Below are 21,918 nucleotides of genomic sequence, written 5' to 3' on the forward strand. Positions count from 1 at the left end.
TGGAGCCGGCCGCCATCGGCGGCCCGCGGCGTTACAACTCGCCGGCGTCGATCGCTTCCTTGACCTCTTGCGCGTGGGCCACCTGCGCCGGCGTGTAGCCGATCAACAGCGCCGCCGCGCCGACGACGACGGCCACCCCGGCCACCCACAGCAGGCCGTAGGTATAGCCCTGGTCGAGCGCGTGCAACTGGAGGTCGTTCATGATCTTCACCGGGCCGGTGGTGCCGCCCATGTACAGCGTGCGGGAGGTGATCACGGCCTGGATGACGGCCAGCACCAGCGGCCCGCCGAGGCTCTGCAGCATCAACGCGATCGCCGACACCGGGCCGATCTGATCGAAGCCGACACCGGCGATGGCCGCCAGCGTCAGCGGAACGACGCAGATGCCGATGCCGATTCCGCCCACGATGATGGGCAGCACCAGGTTGGGGGCATAGGACACGCCGCGGTGCATGAACGCCCAGCCGTAGAGCATCGCCCAGAACAGCAGAATTCCGCCGCCGATGGTCAACACCCGGGGCGAGAACCGTGACACCAATTGAGAGGAGACGCCCAGGCCGATCCCCATCGCGATGACGAACGGGATGAAGCCGACGCCGGCGCGCAGCGCGCTGTAGCCCAGGATGTCCTGCACGTATAGGCCGATGCATACGGTCAGGCTGAACATGAGTCCGCCGGCCAGGAAGATCGCGGCGAAGGTGAACAGCCGATTGCGGTCCCGGAACAGGTCGAAGGGGACGACGGGGTTTTCGGCGGTGCGCTCCACGATGATGAAGGCGAGCGCGGCGGCCATCGCGACCACGCCCGAGCCGACGGTGGTGAGCGAGACCCAGCCCTTTTCCGGTCCCATCGAGAAGGCGAAAACGGCGGCGGTACACGCCAGCGTGGCCAGCATGGCGCCGGTGGCGTCGAGCTTCATCCGCTCCCGGTTGGTCTCGCGCAGCGCGGTGCGGGCGAGGTAGATCATCACCAGCCCGATCGGCACGTTCACCAGGAAGGCCAGCCGCCACGACACCTCGGTCAGCGCGCCGCCGACGACCAGGCCCATCACCGAGCCGATGGCCGTCATCGCGGCGAACACCGCCGTCGCGAAGTTACGCGCGGGCCCCTTGGGGAAGGTGGTCGCGACCAGCGCCAGCCCAGTCGGCGAGGCGATGGCGGAACCGACCCCCTGCGACAGCCGCGCGATGACTAAGGTCACCTCGTCCCACGCGACCGCGCACAGCACCGAGGAAATGGTGAACAGCGCGACGCCGACGATGAAGGTGCGCTTGCGCCCGATGGTGTCGCCGAGCCGGCCGCCCAGCAGCATCAGCCCGCCGAAGGTGAGCACGTATGCGGTGATCACCCAGCTACGGCCGGCGTCGGACAGGCTGAGCTCGTTCTGAATCTTGGGAAGCGCGACGATGGCGACGGTGCTGTCCATGGTCGCCAGCAACTGCATCCCGCCGATGGCGATCACGGCCGCGATGAAGCGACGGGAAGGCAGCCAGGCCGGGTAGTACTTGCTGATGCGGGTGGTGGCGGTCTCCGCCGGGCGCGTGGAGCGCGCCGGGGCCGGACGATCGGGGCGCGCGGACGTAAAGTTCCGCACCGCGCGCTCACTGTCGTTGAGGGCCGTCATAAAGGGTTACCTTACAGTAATCTTAAGATCCGTTTAAAGCCCGAAAGCCGCCACCGGCCCGATCACGATGATCGCGGGAGGTCGGATGCCCTCGGCTCGGATCTTTTCCGGCGTGTCGGCGAGAGTGGCCCGCAAAGTGTGCTGAGCCGCCGTCGTTCCATGTTGAACCACCAGGACCGGCGTTTCCGCAGGTCGGCCGCCCGCTATGAGTGCGTCGGCGAAAAGCTCGATGCGTTCGACGGCCATCAGCAAAACGATGGTGCCGGAGAGCGCGGCCAGCGCATTCCAATTCACTAACGATTCGGGGTGACCGGGCGCCAGATGTCCGCTGACCACGACGAATTCGTGATTTATGGCCCGATGCGTGACCGGAACGCCGGCCAGGGCGGGCACTCCTATGGCGCTCGTCACACCCGGCACGACGGTGACCGGGATCCCGGCGTCGACGCACGCCTGCACTTCCTCGTAGCCGCGGGCGAAGACGAACGGGTCCCCGCCCTTGAGCCGGACGACGAACTTCCCGGACCGGGCGCGTTCGATCATGACGTCGTTGATCGCGTCCTGCGCCATCGCCCGCCCGTAGGGAATCTTGGCGGCGTCGATGACCTCCACGTGCGGCGGCAGCTCGGCCAAGAGTTCCGGCGGCGCCAGCCGGTCGGCGACCACCACGTCCGCGTGGGCCAGCAGCCGGCGCCCGCGCACGGTGATCAGTTCGGGGTCGCCGGGGCCGCCGCCGACGAGCGCCACCCCACCGCGCACGACGTCGGGGCTCACCGCGCTGTCCGGCGCGATGACCCCGGTCTGCAGCGCCTCCCGGATGGCCGAGCGGATGGCCGCGGACCGGCGGTGCGCGCCGCCGGCGAGCACCCCGACCGATAACCCTTCGTAGCTGAAGGACGCCGGGGTCACCGCGGTCCCTTCCACGGCGACGTCGGCGCGGACGCAGAAGAGGTGACGGCGCTCGGCCTCCGCGACGACGGCCGCGTTCACCTGCGCGTCGTTGGTGGCGGCGATCGCGTACCAGGCCCCGTCGAGGTCGCCGTCGCGGTATTCGCGCAGCGACAACGTGATTCCGGTCATCGCCTCGACCGACCTGGTGGCGCTGCGAGAGATGACGTGAACGTCCGCGCCGCTGGCGATGAGCAAGGGCAGCCGGCGCTGGGCAACCGAGCCGCCGCCGACCACGACGACCTTCTTGCCGGCCAGCCGCAGCCCGGCGAGGTAGGCGTTCTCGGTCACCGGGCAAGCCTAGTGGCGACCGCGAGGGCGGCGGTAACGGCGGGCGGCGGCGTGCGCGACGAACCGCGCGACGGCTTGTGGTGCGGCAGCCGGATGGGTGTGCAGATACGAGGCGTGCACTCCGGCGTGCACGACGCCTTCGCGCACGGTATCCGCGTCGTTGCCCCGATAGGCCCAGGCGGGCTGGTAGCCGCCGCTGAATGTGATTGCGGTCCGGTGGAATTCATGCCCCACCGCCCGCTGCCCGGCGGAATAGAGCGGCGAATCGGCCACGGCGACGGCGTCGCGATAGGCCAACGTCAGATTCGGCGTGAACCGCGCGGACCCGGCCAGCACTCCGCACATCGGGTAGCCGTCGAGTTCGGTGGCCAGATAGATGAGGCCCGCGCATTCGGCGTGGATCGGCGCACCGGCGGCGGCCAGCTCGTTGATCTGCCGGCGCACGGCGTCGTTGGCCGAGAGCTCCGCGGTGAACTGTTCCGGGAAGCCGCCGGGCAGCAGCACCGCGTCCGTGCCGTCCGGCAACTCCTCAGCCAGCGGGTCGAATTCGACCACGTCGGCGCCGGCGGCCCGCAGCAGCTCGGCGTGCTCGGCGTAGCCGAAGGTGAACGCCTTACCCGCCGCCATCGCCACGGTGGCGCGCCCGCCGAGCGTCTCCCCCACCGCGGTCGCCGGGTCCCACGCCGTGCAGGTCCGGCTCGCGGCGACATCCGCCACGGCCGCCACGGCCGCCACGTCGACGTGACGGGCGACCAGGTCGGTCATCGCCTCGACCGCGAGCCGCGCCCGCCGCCCGTACTCCACCGCGGTGACCAGACCCAAATACCTTGTCGGGAGCTCTAATTCGGTGGTGCGCGGAATGGCCCCCAGCACCGCGACACCGGCCTGCTCGCAGGCCTGCCGCAGCACGTCTTCGTGCCGGGCCGAACCGACCCGGTTGAGGATCACGCCGCTGACCCGGGTCGCGGCATCGAACGTCGAAAAGCCATGCAGCAGTGCGGCGATGCTGTGGCTCTGGCCACGCGCGTCGACCACCAGAATCACGGGTGCACCCAGTAGGCCGGCCACGTGGGCGGTGGAGCCTTCCGCGGGACCGGCCGCGGCGGGCCCGATCCGCCCGTCGAAGAGCCCCATCACCCCCTCGATCACCGCGATGTCCGCACCGCCCGAGCCGTGCGCGTACAGCGAGCCGACGAGGTTCTCGCCGACCAGCACCGAGTCCAGGTTGCGGCCGGGACGCCCGGCGGCCAGGCCGTGATAACCGGGGTCGATGAAGTCCGGGCCCACCTTGAACGGTGCCACGACATGACCCGCCCGCCGCAGCGCGCCGATCAAACCCGTTGCCACGGTGGTCTTTCCGCTGCCCGACGCCGGCGCGGCGACGACGACCGCGGGGACACTCACCACTCGATGCCCTTCTGCCCCTTGCGGCCCGTGTCCATCGGGTGCTTGACCTTGGTCATCTCGGTGACCAGATCGGCGGCCTCGATCAACCGCTGCGGGGCATCGCGCCCGGTGATGACCACGTGCTGGTGGCCCGGCCGTGCCAGCAGCACGTCCACCACCTCGTCGACGTCCACCCACCCCCATTTGAGCGGGTAGGTGAACTCGTCGAGCACATAGAAGTCGTGGCGCTGCTCGGCCAGCCGGCGCGAGACCTCCGCCCACCCGTCGGCCGCGGCCGCGGCGTGATCGAGTTCGCTGCCCGCCTTGCGCGACCACGACCAGCCCGCGCCCATCTTGTGCCATTCCACGGGCCCACCGATGTTGTGCTGTTGGTGCACCTGGCCAAGTTGAGCGAAGGCGGTCTCCTCGCCCACCCTCCATTTGGCGCTCTTGACGAACTGGAAGACCGCGACGGAGAGCCCGACATTCCAGGCCCGCAACGCCATTCCGAACGCGGCAGTCGACTTCCCCTTGCCGGGGCCGGTGTGCACCGCCAGCACCGGGGTGTTGCGCCGGGCCTTGGTGCTCAGTCCGTCCTCGGGGACCTGCAGTGGGCGGCCTTGTGGCATCGGCGGTTACCTTTCTCAGGCCGCGTTGCGCACGGCGCGCGTCAGAGAGTCCGCGTGTAGCTGCTCCAGGCGCACGGCCGGCGCCCCGAGGTGGCGGGCCAGTTGCTCGGCCAAACCCAGCCGCACATAGGAGGTTTCGCAGTCCACGACCACGGCGGCCGCGCCCTCGGCCACCAACCGGGCGGCCGCGGCCCGGCTGCGGCCCAACGGGTCCGTTCCGGCGGTGGCCCGGCCGTCGGTCAGCACCACCACCAGGGAACGCCGGGCCCGGTCGCGCGCCTTCTCCCGGACGATCAGTTCACGCGCGGCGAGCAGGCCTTCGGCGAGCGGAGTCTTGCCGCCGGTGTCGAACCGGGCCAGCCGCCGGCCGGCGATGTGCGCCGACGATGTCGGCGGCAGCAGCAGCCGCGCCTCCTGCTGGCGGAACGTGATCACGGCGACCTTGTCGCGGCGTTGGTAGGCGTCGCGCAGCAGCGACAACGTCGCCCCGCTCACCGCGGCCATCCGGTCGCGCGCCGCCATCGAGCCCGAGGCGTCCACGACGAAGATGACCAGGTTGCCTTCGCGCCCCTCCCGGATCGGCCGCCGCACGTCATCCGGCCCCGGGCGCAGGGGGCCGGACCCGGCACGCTCGGCGGCCGACAGCAGGGTGGCGAACAGGTGGAGCCCATGCGCGCCGGAAGTCGTGTCGTTTCCGTCGGTGGCCGCGATCACGCTGCCGCTGGCGTTGCGGGCCCGTGATCGCCGCCCCGGCGCGCCCGTGCCGACCCCGGGCACCGTCAGCGCGCGGGCGCGGAAGGTCTTTGACGGCGGCGCGCTGGAGCGCGGCTGGTCGTTGCCCATCGAGTTCGGTGATTGCGGCAGCTTCGACGCCGACGATGAATTCGATTGCTCCCCAGTGCCTTCCAAGGACTGACCGCCGCCCGGCGGGTCGGGTTCCGGCTCGTGGTCGTCGTCGCCGGCTTGCGCCAGCGCCTCGTCGAGCTGGTCGCGGTCGATGCCGGGGTCGTCGAACGGGTCGCGGCGGCGCCGATGCGGCAACGCCAGCTCGGCGGCCACCCGGACGTCTTGCTCTTCGACGGACTTGGCCCCACGCCAGGCGGCGTGCGCGGCGGCGGTGCGGGCCACCACCAGATCGGCCCGCATCCCGTCGACGTCGAACGCCGCGCATACCGCCGCGATGCGCCGTAACTCGTTGTCCGGCAATACCACCTCGCCGACGAGCGCCCGCGCGGCGGCGATGCGCCGGGCCAGTTCGGCCTCGGCGTCGACGTAACGCTCGGCGAACGCGTCCGGGTCGGCCTCGTAGGCCATGCGCTGCCGGACGACCTCCACCCGCACGTCGACGTCACGGGACGCGTGCACGTCAACGGTGAGGCCGAACCGGTCCAGCAGCTGCGGACGCAGCTCGCCCTCCTCGGGATTCATGGTGCCGATCAGCACGAACCGGGCCTCGTGCGAATGCGAGATCCCGTCGCGTTCGATGTGCACCCGGCCCATCGCCGCGGCGTCGAGCAGCACGTCCACCAGATGGTCGTGCAGCAGATTGACCTCGTCGACGTACAGCACGCCGCCGTGCGCGCGCGCCAACAGTCCCGGCGAGAACGCGTGCTCGCCGTCGCGCAGCACCCGCTGCAGGTCCAACGAGCCGATCACCCGGTCTTCGGTTGCGCCGAGCGGCATTTCGACAAGGCCGGCGCCCGGGTCACCGGTCGCCTCGGACAGCAACGCCGCCAGGCCGCGCACGGCCGTCGACTTGGCCGTGCCCTTCTCGCCCCGGATGAGCGCACCGCCGATCTCCGGGCGCACCGCGCACAGCAGCAGCGCGAGGCGCAGCTGGTCGTGCCCGACGATCGCGCTGAACGGATACGGCTTCACGGGAGCTCCGTCAGGCCGGCGCCCGGCCAGCCGGTCGACGATGCCGGCGGGGTATCCCCCTGAGGAGGCGGGCGTGGGGGCTTCAGCATCGGCACGTGCGGAACGCCGTCGTCGACGAAATCGTCACCGGCGCGGACGAACCCATGCTGGGCGTACATGTCCGACAGGTAGGTCTGCGCATCGATCCGGCACGGGTAGTCGCCGACCTCGGCCAAGGCGGCGCGCAGCAATCGGGTGGTGTGGCCCTGCCCGCGCGCGCTGCGTTTGGTGCACAACCGGCCGATCCGGAACGTCTTTCGGCCGCCGGCGTGCTCCTCCATCAACCGCAGCGTGCAGATCACCTCGCCGTCGGGCGTCTCCAGCCAGAAGTGCCGCGTTTCGGCGAGCAGGTCGCGCCCGTCCAGCTCCGGGTACGGGCAGGCCTGCTCCACCACGAACACCTCCACCCGCAACTTGAGCAGCTCGTAAAGGGTCCGGGCGTCAAGGTCTTTGGCCCAGGACCGACGCAACGCTTCACTCATGACCGAACCCCCGAATCGGACTGCAACCCCAACACCTCGGTTCCCCAGGACCACACCTCGGCGTACAACGCCGGCTCGCGGGACAGCTCCACCCCTAGCGACGGCACCATCTCTTTGAGCGTGGGCAGCCAGGATTGATAGCGGCCGGCGAAGCACCGCTCCAACACCTCGAGCATGGCCGACACGGCCGTCGATGCTCCCGGCGAGGCTCCCAGCAGCCCGGCGATGCTGCCGTCGGCGGCGGCCAGCACGGTGGTGCTGAAGTGCAGCACGCCTCCCTTGCGCCGGTCCCGCCTGATCACCTGCACGCGCTGACCGGCCACGGTCAGCTCCCAGTCGGAACCCGCTGCGCTGGGGGCGAATTCGCGCAGCGCGTGGATGCGGTCCGGTTCGGACAGCCGCAGCTGGTGAATCAGGTAGTTGATCAGTGTCAGCTGGGTGAGGCCGACCCCGAGCATGGCCATTGCGTTGTCCGGCTTCACCGAGCGGGGCAGGTCGCTGAGGCGGCCGTGTTTCAAGAACTTGGGTGACCAGCCGGCGTACGGCCCGAACACCAGCCAGGATTTGCCGTTGACGAACCGGAGGTCCAGGTGCAGCGCGCCGAGCGGCGGGGCCCCCGGCGCCGGGACCCCGTACACCTTGGCCCGGTGCGCGGCGGTGAGCGCGGGGTTGTCGGTGCGCAGAAACCGGCCGCCGATGGGGAACCCGGCGAAGCCCCTGACCTCGTGAATGCCGGCCTTCTGCAGCAGCGGCAGCGCGTCGCCGCCGGCCCCGATGAAGACGAATTTGGCGTTCAGCCGGCGCTTTTCGCCGGTGCGGCGATTGCGGATCAGCAGCGTCCAGCTGCCGTCCGATTGCCGGGTCAGGTCGCGGACCTCGTGGCCGAACAACGCGGTGGCGCCGCCCTGCACGCAGTAGCCGATGAGCTGTCGGGCCAGTGCACCGAAGTCGACGTCGGTGCCGTGGGGGGCCCAGTTGAGCGCGGTCGGTTCGGAGAAGTCGCGCCTGGCGGCCATGAACGGTAGCCGGCGGGCGAACTCTTGCGGATCGTCGATGAATTCGGTGCCGGCGAACAGTGGGTTGGGAGCCAGGGCCTGCTGCCGTCGGCGCAAGAACTCGACGAGTTGCACCCCGCGCACAAAGCTCACGTGCGGGAGCGGGTTGAGGAAGCCGGTGTCGGTCAGGATCCCGTTCTCGGCGGCGTAGGCCCAGAATTGGCGGGTCACCTGGAACTGCTCGTTGATGCGCACCGCTTTGGTGATATCGATCGAGCCGTCCGGGTTCTGCGGGGTGTAGTTGAGCTCGCACAGCGCGGAGTGCCCGGTGCCGGCGTTGTTCCACGGACTGCTGCTTTCGGCCGCGACGGCGTCCATGCGTTCGACGATGGTCATGGACCAGTCGGGCTGCAGCCGCCGCAGCAACGCACCCAGGGTTGCGCTCATGATGCCCGCGCCCACCAGCACGACGTCCGTCCGCGCGGTTCGGGCTAGCGATGACACCTGCTCCTGGTCCTTCCGTCGACTGTGCCGGTTCCCAGGCTATCCCGAGGCAAACGCGGCACGGACGGCGTGCGCCTCCCCATCGCCAGCAAAACCTCTAAGCTGGCCTCGTGACTGGCTGGGTGCCCGATGTCCTGCCCGGTTATTGGCAGCGCACCATCCCCCTCGGGCCCGACCCGGTCGGCGAGGGCGAGATCGTCGCGACGCTGATCCGACGCGGTGAGCCCGCCGGACCCTCCGGCGCGGGTCACGCGGTGCTGGCCGTGCATGGCTACACGGACTACTTCTTCAACACGGCGCTGGCCGACCACTTCGCCGACCGCGGCTTTGCCTTCTACGCGCTGGACCTACAGAAATGCGGCCGGTCGCGCCGCGACGGCCAGACACCGCACTTCATCACCAACCTCGACGACTACGACGCCGAACTCGACCACGCTCTGGCGGCGATCCGCGAGCACCACCGACCCGCCAAGGTTTTGGTGTATGGCCATTCCTCCGGTGGGCTCATCGTGTCGTTATGGCTGGACCGGCTCCGCCGGCGCGACGCCGCAGCCCACGCCGGCATCGGCGGTCTCGTGCTCAACAGCCCGTTTTTGGACCTCCACGGCCCGGCGGTGCTGCGCCATTCGGTGACCTCGGCGCTGATCGCCGGCCTGTCCCGCGTGCGGTCCAGGGTGGTGGTCCGGGCGCCCACCGAGGGCGGCTACGGCACCACCCTGCACCGCGACTACCACGGCGAGTTCGACTACGACCTGCAGTGGAAACCGGTGGGCGGCTTCCCGATCACGCTCGGCTGGCTGCACGCCATCCGCCGCGGCCACGCCCGGCTGCACCGCGGGCTCGACGTCGGGGTGCCGAACCTCATCCTGCGCTCGGACCACACCGTGCGGGAAACCAGCGACGCGGCGTCCATGCAGTGCGGCGACGCGGTTCTCGACGTCACCCAGATTGCCAGGCGGGCCGGATGCATCGGGAATCACAGCACCATCGTGCCGATCGGCGACGCCAAACACGACGTCTTCCTCTCGCTGCCGCAGCCTCGGCGGGCGGCCTACCGCCAGCTCGATCTCTGGCTGGACCGCTACCTCCACATCGACCGCATCGAGCCCTCTTCGAGGATGGGGTGACGGGTTGGAGACCTATGACATCGCCATTATCGGAACCGGTTCGGGCAACACCCTTCTCGACAATCGGTTCGCCGGCAAGCGTGCGGCGCTGTGCGAGCACGGCACGTTCGGCGGCACCTGCCTGAACGTCGGGTGCATCCCGACCAAGATGTTCGTCTACGCCGCCGAAGTCGCCACGACGATCCGGGACGCGGCGCGCTTCGGTGTCGACGCGCACGTCGACCGGATCCGCTGGGACGACATCGTCTCGCGGATCTTCGGACGTATCGATCCGATCTCGATGAGCGGCGAAGATTACCGCCGCGCGTCACCCAGCATCGACTTGTACGACCAGCACACCCGGTTCGGACCGGTTCAACCCGACGGGCGCTACTTGTTGCGCACGGACGGGGGCGACGAATTCACCGCCGATCAGGTGGTGATCGCGGCGGGGTCCCGCCCGGTCATCCCTCCCGCGATCCTCGACTGCGGTGTCGCCTATCACACCAGCGACACGATCATGCGGATCCCGGAGTTGCCCGAGCACCTGGTGATCGTCGGGAGTGGCTTCGTGGCAGCTGAATTCGCCCATGTCTTTTCCGCCCTCGGCGTCCGGGTGACATTGGTCATCCGCGGCAGCTCGATGCTGCGGCACTGTGACGACACCATCTGTAAACGCTTCACCCGCATCGCCGCAGCTAAATGGGAACTGCGCACACACCGAAACATCGTGGGCGGCACCAACAACGGCTCCGGCGTCGCGCTGCGCCTCGACGACGGGTCGACGCTGGACGCCGACCTGCTGCTGGTCGCGACCGGGCGGGTGTCCAACGCCGACCTGCTGGACGCCGAACAGGCCGGTGTCGAGGTTGAGAGCGGCCGGGTGGTGGTCGACGAATACCAACGGACTTCGGCGCGTGGTGTTTTCGCCCTCGGCGACGTTTCGTCGCCATACCAGCTCAAGCACGTCGCCAACCACGAGGCCCGCGTCGTACAGCACAACCTGCACTGCGACTGGGACGACACCGAGTCGATGGTGATGACCAACCACCGCCACGTACCGTCGGCGGTGTTCACCGACCCTCAGCTGGCATCCGCCGGACTGACCGAAAACCAGGCCATCGCACAGGGATTCGATGTCTCGGTCGCGATACACGACTACGGCGACGTCGCCTACGGCTGGGCCATGGAGGACACCACCGGGATAGTCAAGCTGATCGCCGAGCGCAGCACCGGCCGTCTGCTGGGCGCGCACATCATGGGCCACCAGGCGTCGTCGATCATCCAACCCCTGATCCAGGCGATGAGCTTCGGGCTCACCGCCCACGAGATGGCCCGCGGCCAGTACTGGATTCATCCGGCGCTCCCCGAGGTGGTCGAGAACGCGCTACTCGATCTGTCCTAGTGGCGATCGCAAGCGCGGCGTAGCCGGGCGCTGGGGGCACCTCCCGCTTGCGGGGGACGGGTCGCCACTGTTGGTGCAGCTCAGCGCTTTTGGCACTGCGGGCACAGGCCGTGCAGGGTCAGGCCCGCGGCCTCGGACAGCGCGAAGGAACTGCCCGCCATTGCGTGTTCGAGCGCCGAACTGAGCTGCCGGGCGGGCACCTCGATGATCGAGCCGCACTCGGTACATACGGCGTGGTGGTGCGGCGCGGTGGCCATCCCGTAGGTGGTGACACCGCCGTCGAGGGTCAACGGGTGCAGCACTCCCTGGCCGACCAGGGTGGTCACCGTGCGATAGATGGTCGCCACGTCGGGAGCCTGGGCCCCGTGCGGCAGGCACGCCCGCACCCGCTTGTGGATCTCCGCCACCGGCAGATGGCCGTCGACCGGCTCGAGCACCGCCAGCACCTGGATCCGCGACGACATGCGCCGCAGCCCCCGGGCGCGCAGGAGATCGCCGATCCGGGCGGTGGCGGACGGGTCCAGTGCCGGCGGCTTGGGCGTCACCAGTTCAGTGTCGCGCCGCCGCGGTGGGCGCGCCAGCTTTCGGCCGAATTCGCCCTGCACCGGCCCCCGGGATTCCTGCAACCTACTTGCATCTGGCTGACGACGGCACATACAGTCGTGCGGGTTGCTCCGTTCCATGCCCGATGCTGGAAGGACCCTGGAGGAACCCAGTGGTCAGTACTGAGTTCGGTCGGCGCCCGTCATGGACGACCAGGCTGCGCAGCGCCCTGACACCGGCGGAGTGGGGGCGGCTCGCATCGATGTCGGCGATCATCGTCGCGCTCCACGTGGTCGGTTGGTTCGCCCTGGTGGCCTTCGTGGCCCCGGCGCAATTCAGCTTGGGCGGCAAGGCATTCGGGGTCGGCGTCGGGTTGACGGCCTACACCCTGGGAATGCGGCACGCGTTCGACGCCGACCACATCGCCGCCATCGACAACACCACCCGCAAGCTGATGAACGACGGGCAGCGGCCGCTCGCGGTCGGATTCTTCTTCTCGCTGGGCCATTCCACGGTGGTCTTCGCGCTGGCGGTCCTGCTGGCGTCCGGGGTCAAGACGTTCGTGGGACCGGTCCGCGACGACTCCTCGAAGCTGCATCACTACACGGGACTGATCGGCACGGGCGTCTCCGGTGTGTTCCTCTATGCGATCGCCCTCCTCAACGTCGTCGTGCTGGTGGGCATCCTGCGGGTGTTCACGCGGGTCCGCCGCGGCGGCTACGACCCCGACACCGACGGGGCAGAACTGGAACGGCACTTGGACAACCGGGGCCTGATGAACCGATTACTCGGCCGCTTCACCAAATCGATCACCAAGTCATGGCACTCCTACCCCGTCGGGCTGCTGTTCGGGCTCGGGTTCGACACTGCCACCGAGATCGCGCTGCTGGTCCTGGCGGGCACCAGCGCGGCCGCCGGGTTGCCGTGGTACGCCATCCTGTGTCTGCCCGTGCTGTTCACCGCCGGCATGTGCCTCCTGGACACCATCGACGGCTCGTTCATGAACTTCGCCTATGGCTGGGCCTTTTCGAATCCGGTCCGCAAGATCTACTACAACATCACCATCACTGCGCTGTCGGTGGTCGTCGCGCTGCTGATCGGCAGCGTCGAACTACTCACCCTGTTCGCCGAGCAGTTCGGCTGGCGGGGCGCGTTCTGGAGCTGGATCGGCGGGCTGGACCTGGGCGCCGTCGGCTATTTCATCGTCGGCGCGTTCGTCGTCACCTGGGCGGTGGCGTTGCTCGTCTGGCGCTACGGGCGCCTCGAACAGAAGTGGACGTCGTCTTAGAACCGCGAACCCGGAGAGCGGCTGCGCATCCCGGGCCGTCGGTGTAGAACAGTGCTCATGAGCCTCGCTGCGGCCGGACGCCGGTGATCGGCTGTGCATGAGCTGTCGCTGTGCGAAGCGATCGCCGGTGTGGTCAAGACGCATGCCGACGGTCGGCACGTCGACGTCGTGCGCGTGCGGATCGGGGCGCTGCGCCAGGTGGTGCCCGAGTCGCTGTCGTTCTGCTGGACGCTCGTGCGGGACGCCGAGGACATGCCCGGCGCCGAGCTGGAACTCGAGTGCGTCGGCGCCGAGGTGCGCTGCCGCGCGTGCGGCCGGCACTCGGAGATCACGTCGGCCTGGTCGATCTGGTGTCCCGAGTGTGACAGCTCCGACGTCGAGGTGTTGCGCGGCAACGAATTCTTGGTGACGTCGTTGGACGTCTCGTGAAACTGGCCCGCTCCGAACGGATTTGACTATGGGTAGATTTCATCGGCATGACGACGGGACCGTGCACACCCACGAGCACGGCGACCCGGATCACCGGCACGGCGATCACGGCCAATACCAGACCGGCAAGCAGCGGGTCGACGTGCTGGAGGCGATCTTCGCGGAGAACGACCTGCTCGCCGACGCCAACCGCGCGGCGTTCGAGAGCAGTGGGGTGCGCACCCTCAACCTGATGAGCTCGCCGGGATCGGGCAAGACGACCGTCCTGCAGGCCACGCTTGACGAGCTCGCCGGCGAGCTTGCCATCGGGGTGATCGAGGGCGACATCGCCACCGACCTGGACGCGGCGAAGCTCAGCGGTCGAGGCGCCCAGGTGTCACTGCTCAACACCAGCAACGGTTTTGGCGGCGAGTGCCACCTCGACGCGCCGATGGTGAACCGCGCACTGCCGGGTCTCGACCTGCCCGCGCTGGACCTGGTGATCATCGAGAACGTCGGTAATCTGGTCTGCCCGGCCGAGTTCGACGTGGGCGAGCACGCCAAGGCCATGGTCTACTCCGTGACCGAGGGCGAGGACAAGCCGCTGAAGTACCCGGTGATGTTCCGCTCGGTGGATGTGGTGTTACTCAACAAGATTGACTTGGTTCCGTACCTCGACGTCGATGTCGACGAGTACATCGCCCACGTGCGCAAGGTCAATGCGACGGCGACGATCCTGCCGCTCAGTGCGCGGACCGGGGCGGGGATGGGCGCTTGGTTCGGCTGGCTGCGACGATTCGCCGCGGACGCGCCGGCCTGACGGTCCGCTCTTGCAAGGCTTTCGCATGATCTCGGGGCATCGGCGCGGCCGACGATTGCTCCCCGAGCGGCGCGAAAGTGTATGCAACGGTTGTCTAACTACTTGGTACCGCAGAGACGTTGACACGCTGGGCGGTGAAGAGTAGACCCAGAAATTAGCGCTGCGCAAGTGGGCCGACGGTCGACTCCGGTGGCGCAGGGGCCTCAGCCCGGCCCCGGAAAGCTGCAGCATGCCAACAGAAGCAGCAGTCAAAGCGGAAGAAACATTGATTCATGTCCTATGGATTAATGCGGGGCTCAGTTGTGATGGCGATTCGGTGGCGTTGACTGCCGCCACCCAACCCACGATCGAGGAGATCGCCCTGGGGGCTCTACCGGGGCTTCCGAAGGTCGCCGTGCACTGGCCGCTCATCGATTTCGAGTGCGGACCCAGCGGAGGGGCGGACGATTTCCTGTCGTGGTTCTTCAAAGCCGATCGCGGCGAGCTCGAACCGTTCGTGCTCGTCGTCGAGGGATCGATCCCCAACGAGAAGATCAAGGAGGAGGGCTACTGGTGCGGGTTCGGCAACGACCCGGCCACCAACCAGCCGATGACCACCAGCGAGTGGCTCGACCGGCTGACGCCCAAGGCCACCGCGGTCGTCGCGGTCGGGACCTGCGCCACCTACGGCGGCATCCACGCCATGGCCGGTAACCCGACCGGGGCGATGGGGGTGCCCGACTACCTGGGGTGGGACTGGAAGAGCAAGGCCGGCATTCCCATCGTGTGCGTGCCCGGTTGCCCGATCCATCCCGACAACCTGTCGGAGACGCTGACCTACCTGCTCTACATGGCGACCGGTCAGGCGCCGATGATCCCGCTCGACGACGCGCTGCGCCCCGCGTGGTTGTTCGGCGCCACCGTGCACGAGGGTTGCGACCGGGCCGGATACTACGAGCAGGGCGACTTCGCCACCGAATACGGATCGCCGAAATGCATTGTCAAGCTTGGCTGTTGGGGTCCGGTGGTCAAATGCAACGTGCCCAAACGGGGATGGATCAACGGTGTCGGCGGTTGCCCCAACGTCGGTGGGATCTGCATCGGCTGCACGATGCCGGGATTCCCCGACAAGTTCATGCCGTTCATGGACGAACCGCCGGGCGGCAAGGTTTCGACGACCGCCGTGGGCCTGTACGGAACCGTGATTCGCAATCTGCGGGGCATCACGTCGCGCACCGTCGACAAGGAACCGCGGTGGCGCCACAACGGTAACCAACTCACCACCGGAGCGCGCCGCACCTGGTAGGTCACCTACTGGGTGGGCGCGCTTCGTTCTCAAATCTGAGCTCTCGAGCTCAAGAGCCCACAGCGGGAAGAAGAAGTGCGATGACAACCATCATTCCGGAGCCCACCCACGCCAAGCGGGAACCCGGCCAACTGGTCGACATGGCCTGGGACCCCATCACCAGGATCGTGGGCAGCTTGGGCATCTACACCAAGATCGACTTCGAGAACCGCGAAGTCGTCGAGTGCCACAGCACCTCGTCGATCTTTCGCGGCTACTCGATCTTCATGAAGGGCAAGGATCCTCGCGACGCCCACTTCATCACCAGCCGCATCTGCGGGATCTGCGGTGACAACCACGCGACCTGCTCGTGCTACGCGCAGAACATGGCGTACGGCGTCAAGCCACCGCACCTCGGCGAGTGGATCGTCAACCTCGGTGAGGCCGCGGAATACATGTTCGACCACAACATCTTTCAGGAGAACCTGGTCGGCGTGGACTTCTGCGAGAAGATGGTGTCCGAGACCAACCCGAGTGTGCTTTCGCTCGCCGAGAAGACGCCCGCGCCTCAGGCCGACGCCCACGGGTACCGGACGATCGCCGACATCATGCGGTCGCTCAACCCGTTCACCGGCGAGTTCTACCGCGAGGCGCTGGCCGTCAGCCGCTGGACGCGAGAGATGTTCTGCCTCATGGAGGGTCGCCACGTGCACCCGTCCACGCTGTACCCCGGTGGGGTCGGCACCGTCGCGACGATTCAGCTGATGACCGACTACATGACCCGGCTGATGCGGTACGTGGAGTTCATGAAGAAGGTCGTGCCCATGCACGACGACCTGTTCGACTTCTTCTACGAGGCGCTACCCGGTTACGAGAAGGTCGGGCTGCGCCGCACCCTGCTCGGCTGCTGGGGCTCCTTCCAGGACCCCGAGGTGTGCAACTTCGCATACAAGGACATGGAGCGCTGGGGCAACGCCATGTTCGTGACCCCGGGCGTGGTGGTCGACGGCAAACTGCTCACCCACTCGCTGGTGGACATCAACCTCGGCATCCGGATCCTCTTGGGCAGTTCGTATTACGACGACTGGACCGAGCAGGAGATGTTCGTCAAGACCGATCCCCTGGGCAACGCGGTGGACCGGCGCCACCCGTGGAACCAGCACACCAACCCGCACCCGCAGAAGCGGGACATGGACGGCGGCAAGTACAGCTGGGTGATGTCGCCGCGCTGGTTCGACGGCAAGGACCACCTGGCGCTGGACACCGGCGGTGGCCCGCTGGCCCGGTTGTGGTCGACCGCGCTGGCCGGCCTGGTCGACATCGGCTACGTCAAGGCGACCGGCAACAGCGTCAAGATCAACCTGCCCAAGACCGCGCTCAAGGGTCCGGTCGAGTTCGAATGGAAGGTGCCCAAATACGGCAGCAACACCATCGAGCGCGACCGGGCGCGCACCTACTTCCAGGCCTACGCTGCGGCGTGCGCGTTGTACTTCGCCGAGAAGGCGTTGACCGAGATCCGTGCCGGCCGCACCAAGACGTGGGAGAAGTTCGACGTGCCCGACGAAGCCATCGGGTGCGGCTTCACCGAGGCGGTGCGCGGCGTGCTCAGCCACCACCTGGTGATCCGGGACGGCAAGATCGCCAACTACCACCCGTACCCGCCCACCCCGTGGAACGCCAACCCGCGCGACAGCTACGGCACGCCCGGGCCGTACGAGGACGCGGTGCAGGGTCAACCGATCTTCGAGGAGAACAGCCGGGAGAACTTCAAGGGCATCGACGTCATGCGCACGGTGCGCAGCTTCGATCCGTGCCTGCCCTGCGGTGTGCACATGTACCTGGGCAAAGGCAAGACCCTGGAGAGACTGCACACGCCAACTCAGTCACCCGTCGGGGAGTGAGGAGATGGTGGATCGCCCGGAAACCCTTGACGACAGTGCGGCGCGTTGGCGCACAGCGGGCGATCGGATCCAGACCCTGCTGGATTCCTGCGCGGCGAGCGGGGCGGCCGCGCAGGAACGCGCGAGGGAGTTGGTCCGGGAAGTGGTCGGGCTCTACGGGGCCGGGCTGGAACGGATCATGCTGCTGGCTCAAGAGGGCTCCCGGGACGGACCAGGCCCGGGCCTGGCCGAGCGGCTGGCCACCGACGACCTGGTGGCCAGCCTGCTCCTCGTCCACGGCCTGCACCCCCACGACGTGCACCGCAGGGTGTCCGACGCGCTCGACCGGGTGCGGCCGTACCTGGGCTCGCACGGTGGTGACGTCGACCTGATCGGAGTCGACGGCGATAGCGTGCGGCTCGCATTCACCGGCAGTTGCAAGAGCTGTCCGTCATCGGCGGTGACGCTGGAATTGGCGGTCCAGGACGCGGTGCGCGCCGCCGCGCCCGAGGTCTCGTCGATCGAGGTGGTGACCGCCGAATCCGCGCCCGGCCCGGCCGTGATACCCGCCGAATCCCTACTGGCCCATCTGCATTCGACGAGCTCGACCTGGTACCCGGTACCCGAACTGGCCGAGCTGGAGCCCGGCGAGGTGGCGGGTTTCCTGGTGTCGGACACCCCGCTGGTGGTGTGCAGGATCGGCGACCTGCCGCTGGCCTACCGTGACCACTGTCCGGTGTGTGACGACTCGTTGGCGGGTGCACGACTGCGCGAGACGCTGCTGGGCTGCCCGCGCTGCGGCATGCAGTTCGACGTCGTCCACGCGGGTGCCGGCGCAGGCGGAACTCACCTCGAGCCGCTCCCCCTGCTGGTGCGCGACGGGGTGCCATCGGTAGCGCTGGCCGAACCGATGGGCGCCCCGGCATGACGACCCCGTACGAGGTCCTGACCCGCATCCGCAGCAACCGTGCGGCCCCCGAACCGGCCGGGGAGCGGTGTGAGATGTGCTCCGAATCGATCGCTGACACCCATCAGCACGTGGTGAATGTGGCTGACCGCCAGCTCATGTGCGTATGCCGAGCCTGCTATCTGCTGTTCACCGACTCCCAGGCGGAGCTCCGCTACCGCGCCGTGCCCGACCGGTATCTGTCATTCCCGGGCTTCGCGCTGGATCGCCGCGCCTGGGAGGCGTTGCAGATCCCGGTGGGCGTCGCCTTCTTCTTCACGAACTCCGCACTCGGGCGCACCGTCGCCTTCTATCCCGGACCGGCCGGCGCCTGCGAATCCGAGCTCGCGCTGGACGTTTGGGACGCGCTCAGCGGCGCCGACGCCCGGGTGGGCCTGCTGGTCGACGACGTCGAGGCGCTGCTGGTCCGGGTCCCCGAATCCGGTGCGCCGCAGAGCTATCTCGTCCCCATCGACGCCTGCTACGAATTCGTCGGGCGACTGCGCATGCTGTGGCGTGGGTTCGACGGAGGGCAGGAGGCGCGCGAGTTCATCGACGGCTTCTTCTCCCACCTCGAAGCGCGCGCTGTGAGAACACCGCCATGATGGACGTCGACTTCTCGGTCCTCGACGTGGCGCCCGAGCCGTACACCGTCAGCCCGGTGCTGACGGCGCGGGTCGCCGTCGACACCGGCGATGGCGGAGGCGACCCGGTGCACGCGATCGCCCTGCGCTGCCAGGTCCGCATCGAGCCGCTGCGACGCTCGTACTCCGACGACGAAGCCGCCGGGCTGCTCGACCTGTTCGGGCCGCGCGAACGCTGGGCGAGCACCCAGCGCACCTTCCTCTGGCAGCACTGCACCGCGATGGTGCAGGGTTTCGCCGGCAACACGACGGTGGCGCTGCCGCTGGATTGCACCTACGACTTCGAGGTCGCCGCCGCCAAATACCTGCATGCGCTGCGCGACGCGGCGCTACCGCTCCAGTTCCTCTTCAGCGGAACGATTTTCGTCAAATCCGAACGCGGGTTTTCCGTCCAGCAAGTCCCGTGGGACTGTGAATGCCGCTACGACATGCCGGTCACGGTCTGGCGGCAGCTGATGGCCCAGCACTACCCGAACGCCGGCTGGCTGCGGCTGAGCCACGAAACCATCACCGCGCTGGCCGCCTACAAGTCGGCGCACGGGCTGCTCGACCTCGACCACGCGATCACCGCACTGCTGGACGCGGACCGGGAGACGGCGCGGTGACCGAGGATCGGGACCGGGCCCGCGCCGTCGCCGACGCGGTGCTTTACGAGGGCTACTTGCTCTACCCTTACCGCGGCACCTCGAGCAAGAACCAATCACGCTGGCAATTCGGCGTTCTGGGCCCGCCCGGGGCCGCGGAGGCCGGCCTGGGCGAGGACGACACCCTGGCGGCACAGTTCCTGGTCGACGGCGCCGGGGAGCTGACCCTGGTGGTGCGATTCCTGCAGTTGCAGCACCGCCGGGCCGAGCGCGAAGTCACCCCGGGGGAATACGAGCCCGTCGACGAGCTCGCCACCCCGGGCGGATCGTGGCTGACCTGGGACGAAGCGGTCGAATGCGAAAGGTCCTTCGGCCCTGTCGCCCTCGACGGCCGGCCGTGGACACTGTCGGTGACGGCGGACGCGGGCACCGACATCGAATTCCTCGATGGCGGGCGCCTAGTGCGGCAACGACGGGAGGTACGTGGCGTGCTCACGGTCGCCAGCGAGGCGGACGGCGACCTGTGCCGGGTGTCGGTGCGGGTCAGCAACATCGGCGACGGTGCAGCGGACAAGAACGACTCGATCGCGCGGTCCATGATTGGAACGCACCTCATCGCCGAACTCGAGGGCGGGCAGTTCGTTTCGCTGCTCGAGCCGCCGCCCGCAGCGGTCGACGCGGCAGCCCGGTGCAGCCAGCACCGCTGCTTTCCGGTGCTGGCCGGCCCCCCCGGCACCCGGGAATTGCTGTTGATCTCGCCGATCATCCTCTACGACCACCCGGAGGTCGCCGAGCAGAGCGACACCGCCCTGTATGACTGCACCGAGATCGACGAGATCCTCACCCTGCGCGTGATGACCATGACGGACGAGGAGAAGGCGCAGGCCCGGGCCACCGATCCACGGGCGGCGCGAATCATCGACCAATGTGACGCCATGTCTCCCGACGCGATGGCTCGCCTGCACGGCGTGCTGCGCGATCCCCACGCGATCTCGGGCCTGGTCCCGGAGATCCCTGACGGGGTCGATTGGTGGGATCCACTGGCCGACAACGCCGTACGCCCGGAAATCGATGCGGTGCTGGTGAACGGGGTCAGGGTGGCGCGCGGCAGCCGGGTCCGGTTGCGGCCGAGGCGCAACGCCGACGCGCAGGACATTTTCGTCGCCGGCAAGACCGCCCGCGTCACCTCGGTGCACGAGGACGTCGAGGGCACCAAGCACGTCGCGGTCGTCGTCGAGGACGACCCGGCCGCCGACCTGCATGACTGGTATGGCCGCTACCTGTACTTCTCCCCCGACGAAATCGAGCCTCTGGAAGCTCAACGCAGCCCGGCAAACTCGTGAAAGGAGTCCGAGATGGAGATCCTGGGTTGGATATTCATCGCGATCATCGCGTTGGTGGTGGCGATCGGGGTGGCGCTTGGGGTGGCATCCCTGCCCGATGCCCGCCGCTACCTGAAACTGAGGCGGATGTAACCGGCTCGCGAAATGACAGCGCGCATCCTGGTAGCGGGCATCGGCAACATCTTCCTGGGCGACGACGGATTCGGATCAGAAGTGATCCGCACCGCCGAGATCCCGCAGGACGGTGCGAGCATCCGCGTCACCGACTACGGCATCAGCGGCATGCACTTGGCCTACGACCTGCTCGAGGACTGGGACACCCTGGTGCTCGTTGACGCCGTCCCCAGCCGCGGCAGCCCCGGCACATTGCACGTTTTCCAGGCCGATCATGAATCAGGTCCCGCCGCAATGGGTTTCGACGGCCACAGCATGGACCCGGCCGCGGTATTCGCCAGCCTGCGGGCGCTGGGCGGCAATCCGCCCTACACGGTCGTCGTCGGGTGCGAGGCGGGCAGCGTCGAGGAGGGTATCGGCCTCACCGAGCCGGTGGCCCAGGCGGTTCCCCGCGCCGCGCGGGCCGTCGAGGAGATCGTCGCGGCGTTGCAGGCGCACTCGGTCGCAACCAGTCGAGAGGGTACTGAGCCATGTGTTTAGGGATCCCCGGCCAAGTGATCCGGATGCTGGACGGCTTCGAAGGGCAGCTGGTCCTGGTCGACGTCACCGGCGAACAGCGCAGGGTCAACGTAGGCATGCTGCCGGAGGAGACATTCGCCCCGGGCGACTGGATAATCATTCACATGGGCTTCGCCGTCGAGAAGACGGACCGCGCGGGCGCCGAACAGGCGCTGGCGGGCCTCGAGCTGATGGGCCGGGGCCGCACGGACCCAACGGACTTTCCGGAGGTCGGCTGA

21 protein-coding genes are annotated in these 21,918 nt (G+C 68.4%); 13 read left to right on the forward strand and 8 right to left on the reverse strand.

Annotated elements, in window-relative coordinates; all coding sequences use genetic code 11:
• Positions 1-31 precede the first annotated feature (31 nt).
• The 7 genes from A5758_RS22110 to mqo are packed head-to-tail and all read right to left on the reverse strand — an operon-like array spanning position 32 to position 8,776.
• Positions 32-1,624, reverse strand: a complete 1,593-nt coding sequence (locus tag A5758_RS22110; protein ID WP_067744449.1) for an MFS transporter — start codon at positions 1,622-1,624, stop codon at positions 32-34.
• 33 nt (positions 1,625-1,657) lie between these two features.
• A complete protein-coding gene (gene cobA, locus A5758_RS22115; RefSeq protein ID WP_067744452.1) occupies positions 1,658-2,863 on the reverse strand; it encodes a uroporphyrinogen-III C-methyltransferase in 1,206 nt (401 codons plus the stop codon).
• A 9-nt stretch (positions 2,864-2,872) separates the two neighbouring features.
• The gene (locus A5758_RS22120; protein WP_067744454.1) at positions 2,873-4,267 is read right to left on the reverse strand and encodes a cobyrinate a,c-diamide synthase; all 1,395 of its coding nucleotides are present in this window, start codon (positions 4,265-4,267) and stop codon (positions 2,873-2,875) included.
• Positions 4,264-4,878 carry a cob(I)yrinic acid a,c-diamide adenosyltransferase gene (cobO, locus tag A5758_RS22125; protein WP_067744457.1) on the reverse strand — a complete coding sequence of 205 codons (615 nt, stop codon included), beginning with the start codon at positions 4,876-4,878 and terminating at the stop codon, positions 4,264-4,266. Before cobO ends, A5758_RS22120 begins: the two co-directional genes overlap by 4 nt.
• Positions 4,879-4,893: 15 nt before the next feature.
• Positions 4,894-6,756 (reverse strand): magnesium chelatase subunit D family protein, encoded by a 1,863-nt coding sequence (locus A5758_RS22130; protein WP_067744460.1) that lies wholly within the window; start codon positions 6,754-6,756, stop codon positions 4,894-4,896.
• The gene (locus A5758_RS22135) at positions 6,753-7,277 is read right to left on the reverse strand and encodes a GNAT family N-acetyltransferase (protein WP_067744463.1); all 525 of its coding nucleotides are present in this window, start codon (positions 7,275-7,277) and stop codon (positions 6,753-6,755) included. Before A5758_RS22135 ends, A5758_RS22130 begins: the two co-directional genes overlap by 4 nt.
• Positions 7,274-8,776, reverse strand: a complete 1,503-nt coding sequence (gene mqo, locus A5758_RS22140; RefSeq protein ID WP_082939801.1) for a malate dehydrogenase (quinone) — start codon at positions 8,774-8,776, stop codon at positions 7,274-7,276. The genes A5758_RS22135 and mqo overlap by 4 nt, the downstream gene beginning before the upstream one ends.
• A 110-nt stretch (positions 8,777-8,886) precedes the next feature.
• On the opposite strand from mqo, the gene A5758_RS22145 reads away from it, so the two are divergent.
• Both A5758_RS22145 and mtr read left to right on the forward strand, forming a co-directional pair.
• Positions 8,887-9,903: an alpha/beta hydrolase gene (locus A5758_RS22145; protein WP_067744466.1), complete on the forward strand. Its 1,017-nt coding sequence runs from the start codon at positions 8,887-8,889 to the stop codon at positions 9,901-9,903.
• A 4-nt stretch (positions 9,904-9,907) separates the two neighbouring features.
• Positions 9,908-11,287: a mycothione reductase gene (mtr, locus tag A5758_RS22150; RefSeq protein ID WP_067744469.1), complete on the forward strand. Its 1,380-nt coding sequence runs from the start codon at positions 9,908-9,910 to the stop codon at positions 11,285-11,287.
• Between the two features lie 80 nt (positions 11,288-11,367).
• Here mtr and A5758_RS22155 read toward each other — a convergent pair whose 3' ends face one another.
• Positions 11,368-11,832 (reverse strand): Fur family transcriptional regulator, encoded by a 465-nt coding sequence (locus A5758_RS22155; RefSeq protein WP_067199683.1) that lies wholly within the window; start codon positions 11,830-11,832, stop codon positions 11,368-11,370.
• Between the two features lie 170 nt (positions 11,833-12,002).
• Between A5758_RS22155 and A5758_RS22160 the strand changes: the two genes are divergently transcribed.
• The 11 genes from A5758_RS22160 (at position 12,003) to A5758_RS22210 (ending at position 21,918) form a co-directional block, all read left to right on the forward strand.
• On the forward strand, positions 12,003-13,118 hold the full coding sequence (locus A5758_RS22160) for a HoxN/HupN/NixA family nickel/cobalt transporter (protein WP_067744471.1): 1,116 nt from the start codon (positions 12,003-12,005) through the stop codon (positions 13,116-13,118).
• A 93-nt stretch (positions 13,119-13,211) separates the two neighbouring features.
• A complete protein-coding gene (locus tag A5758_RS22165; protein WP_067199614.1) occupies positions 13,212-13,547 on the forward strand; it encodes a hydrogenase maturation nickel metallochaperone HypA in 336 nt (111 codons plus the stop codon).
• 28 nt (positions 13,548-13,575) lie between these two features.
• Complete coding sequence (gene hypB, locus A5758_RS22170; RefSeq protein ID WP_067744474.1) at positions 13,576-14,346, forward strand: hydrogenase nickel incorporation protein HypB; 771 nt, start codon at positions 13,576-13,578, stop codon at positions 14,344-14,346.
• Positions 14,347-14,575: 229 nt separating this feature from the next.
• Entirely contained in the window at positions 14,576-15,631 is a 1,056-nt protein-coding gene (locus A5758_RS22175; protein ID WP_067199623.1) for a hydrogenase expression protein HypE, read from the forward strand.
• An 80-nt stretch (positions 15,632-15,711) separates the two neighbouring features.
• Positions 15,712-17,511, forward strand: a complete 1,800-nt coding sequence (locus tag A5758_RS22180) for a nickel-dependent hydrogenase large subunit (RefSeq protein WP_067744477.1) — start codon at positions 15,712-15,714, stop codon at positions 17,509-17,511.
• Positions 17,512-17,515: 4 nt separating this feature from the next.
• Positions 17,516-18,418, forward strand: coding sequence for a NifU family protein (locus A5758_RS22185; RefSeq protein WP_067744479.1), 903 nt, complete (start codon positions 17,516-17,518; stop codon positions 18,416-18,418).
• On the forward strand, positions 18,415-19,041 hold the full coding sequence (locus tag A5758_RS22190; protein WP_067212505.1) for a DUF5947 family protein: 627 nt from the start codon (positions 18,415-18,417) through the stop codon (positions 19,039-19,041). Before A5758_RS22185 ends, A5758_RS22190 begins: the two co-directional genes overlap by 4 nt.
• Complete coding sequence (locus A5758_RS22195; RefSeq protein ID WP_067212501.1) at positions 19,038-19,685, forward strand: DUF6084 family protein; 648 nt, start codon at positions 19,038-19,040, stop codon at positions 19,683-19,685. The genes A5758_RS22190 and A5758_RS22195 overlap by 4 nt, the downstream gene beginning before the upstream one ends.
• Positions 19,682-21,007 (forward strand): hypothetical protein, encoded by a 1,326-nt coding sequence (locus A5758_RS22200; protein WP_067744482.1) that lies wholly within the window; start codon positions 19,682-19,684, stop codon positions 21,005-21,007. Before A5758_RS22195 ends, A5758_RS22200 begins: the two co-directional genes overlap by 4 nt.
• A gap of 144 nt (positions 21,008-21,151) precedes the next feature.
• The gene (locus A5758_RS22205; protein WP_067744485.1) at positions 21,152-21,661 is read left to right on the forward strand and encodes a hydrogenase maturation protease; all 510 of its coding nucleotides are present in this window, start codon (positions 21,152-21,154) and stop codon (positions 21,659-21,661) included.
• The gene (locus tag A5758_RS22210; RefSeq protein WP_067744488.1) at positions 21,652-21,918 is read left to right on the forward strand and encodes a HypC/HybG/HupF family hydrogenase formation chaperone; all 267 of its coding nucleotides are present in this window, start codon (positions 21,652-21,654) and stop codon (positions 21,916-21,918) included. Before A5758_RS22205 ends, A5758_RS22210 begins: the two co-directional genes overlap by 10 nt.

Source organism: Mycobacterium sp. 852014-50255_SCH5639931, assembly GCF_001665605.1.
GTDB lineage: Bacteria > Actinomycetota > Actinomycetes > Mycobacteriales > Mycobacteriaceae > Mycobacterium > Mycobacterium paraffinicum.

Bases quoted from the DNA above. Each gene is read 5' to 3' on its own strand.
- A5758_RS22205 (WP_067744485.1), top strand. From the start codon at position 21,152: ATGACAGCGCGCATCCTGGTAGCGGGCATCGGCAACATCTTCCTGGGC.
- A5758_RS22210 (WP_067744488.1), top strand. From the start codon at position 21,652: ATGTGTTTAGGGATCCCCGGCCAAGTGATCCGGATGCTGGACGGCTTC.
- A5758_RS22175 (WP_067199623.1), top strand. From the start codon at position 14,576: ATGCCAACAGAAGCAGCAGTCAAAGCGGAAGAAACATTGATTCATGTC.
- A5758_RS22185 (WP_067744479.1), top strand. From the start codon at position 17,516: ATGGTGGATCGCCCGGAAACCCTTGACGACAGTGCGGCGCGTTGGCGC.
- A5758_RS22135 (WP_067744463.1), bottom strand. From the start codon at position 7,277: ATGAGTGAAGCGTTGCGTCGGTCCTGGGCCAAAGACCTTGACGCCCGG.
- A5758_RS22195 (WP_067212501.1), top strand. From the start codon at position 19,038: ATGATGGACGTCGACTTCTCGGTCCTCGACGTGGCGCCCGAGCCGTAC.
- A5758_RS22190 (WP_067212505.1), top strand. From the start codon at position 18,415: ATGACGACCCCGTACGAGGTCCTGACCCGCATCCGCAGCAACCGTGCG.
- cobO (WP_067744457.1), bottom strand. From the start codon at position 4,878: ATGCCACAAGGCCGCCCACTGCAGGTCCCCGAGGACGGACTGAGCACC.
- A5758_RS22180 (WP_067744477.1), top strand. From the start codon at position 15,712: ATGACAACCATCATTCCGGAGCCCACCCACGCCAAGCGGGAACCCGGC.
- A5758_RS22110 (WP_067744449.1), bottom strand. From the start codon at position 1,624: ATGACGGCCCTCAACGACAGTGAGCGCGCGGTGCGGAACTTTACGTCC.
- hypB (WP_067744474.1), top strand. From the start codon at position 13,576: ATGGGTAGATTTCATCGGCATGACGACGGGACCGTGCACACCCACGAG.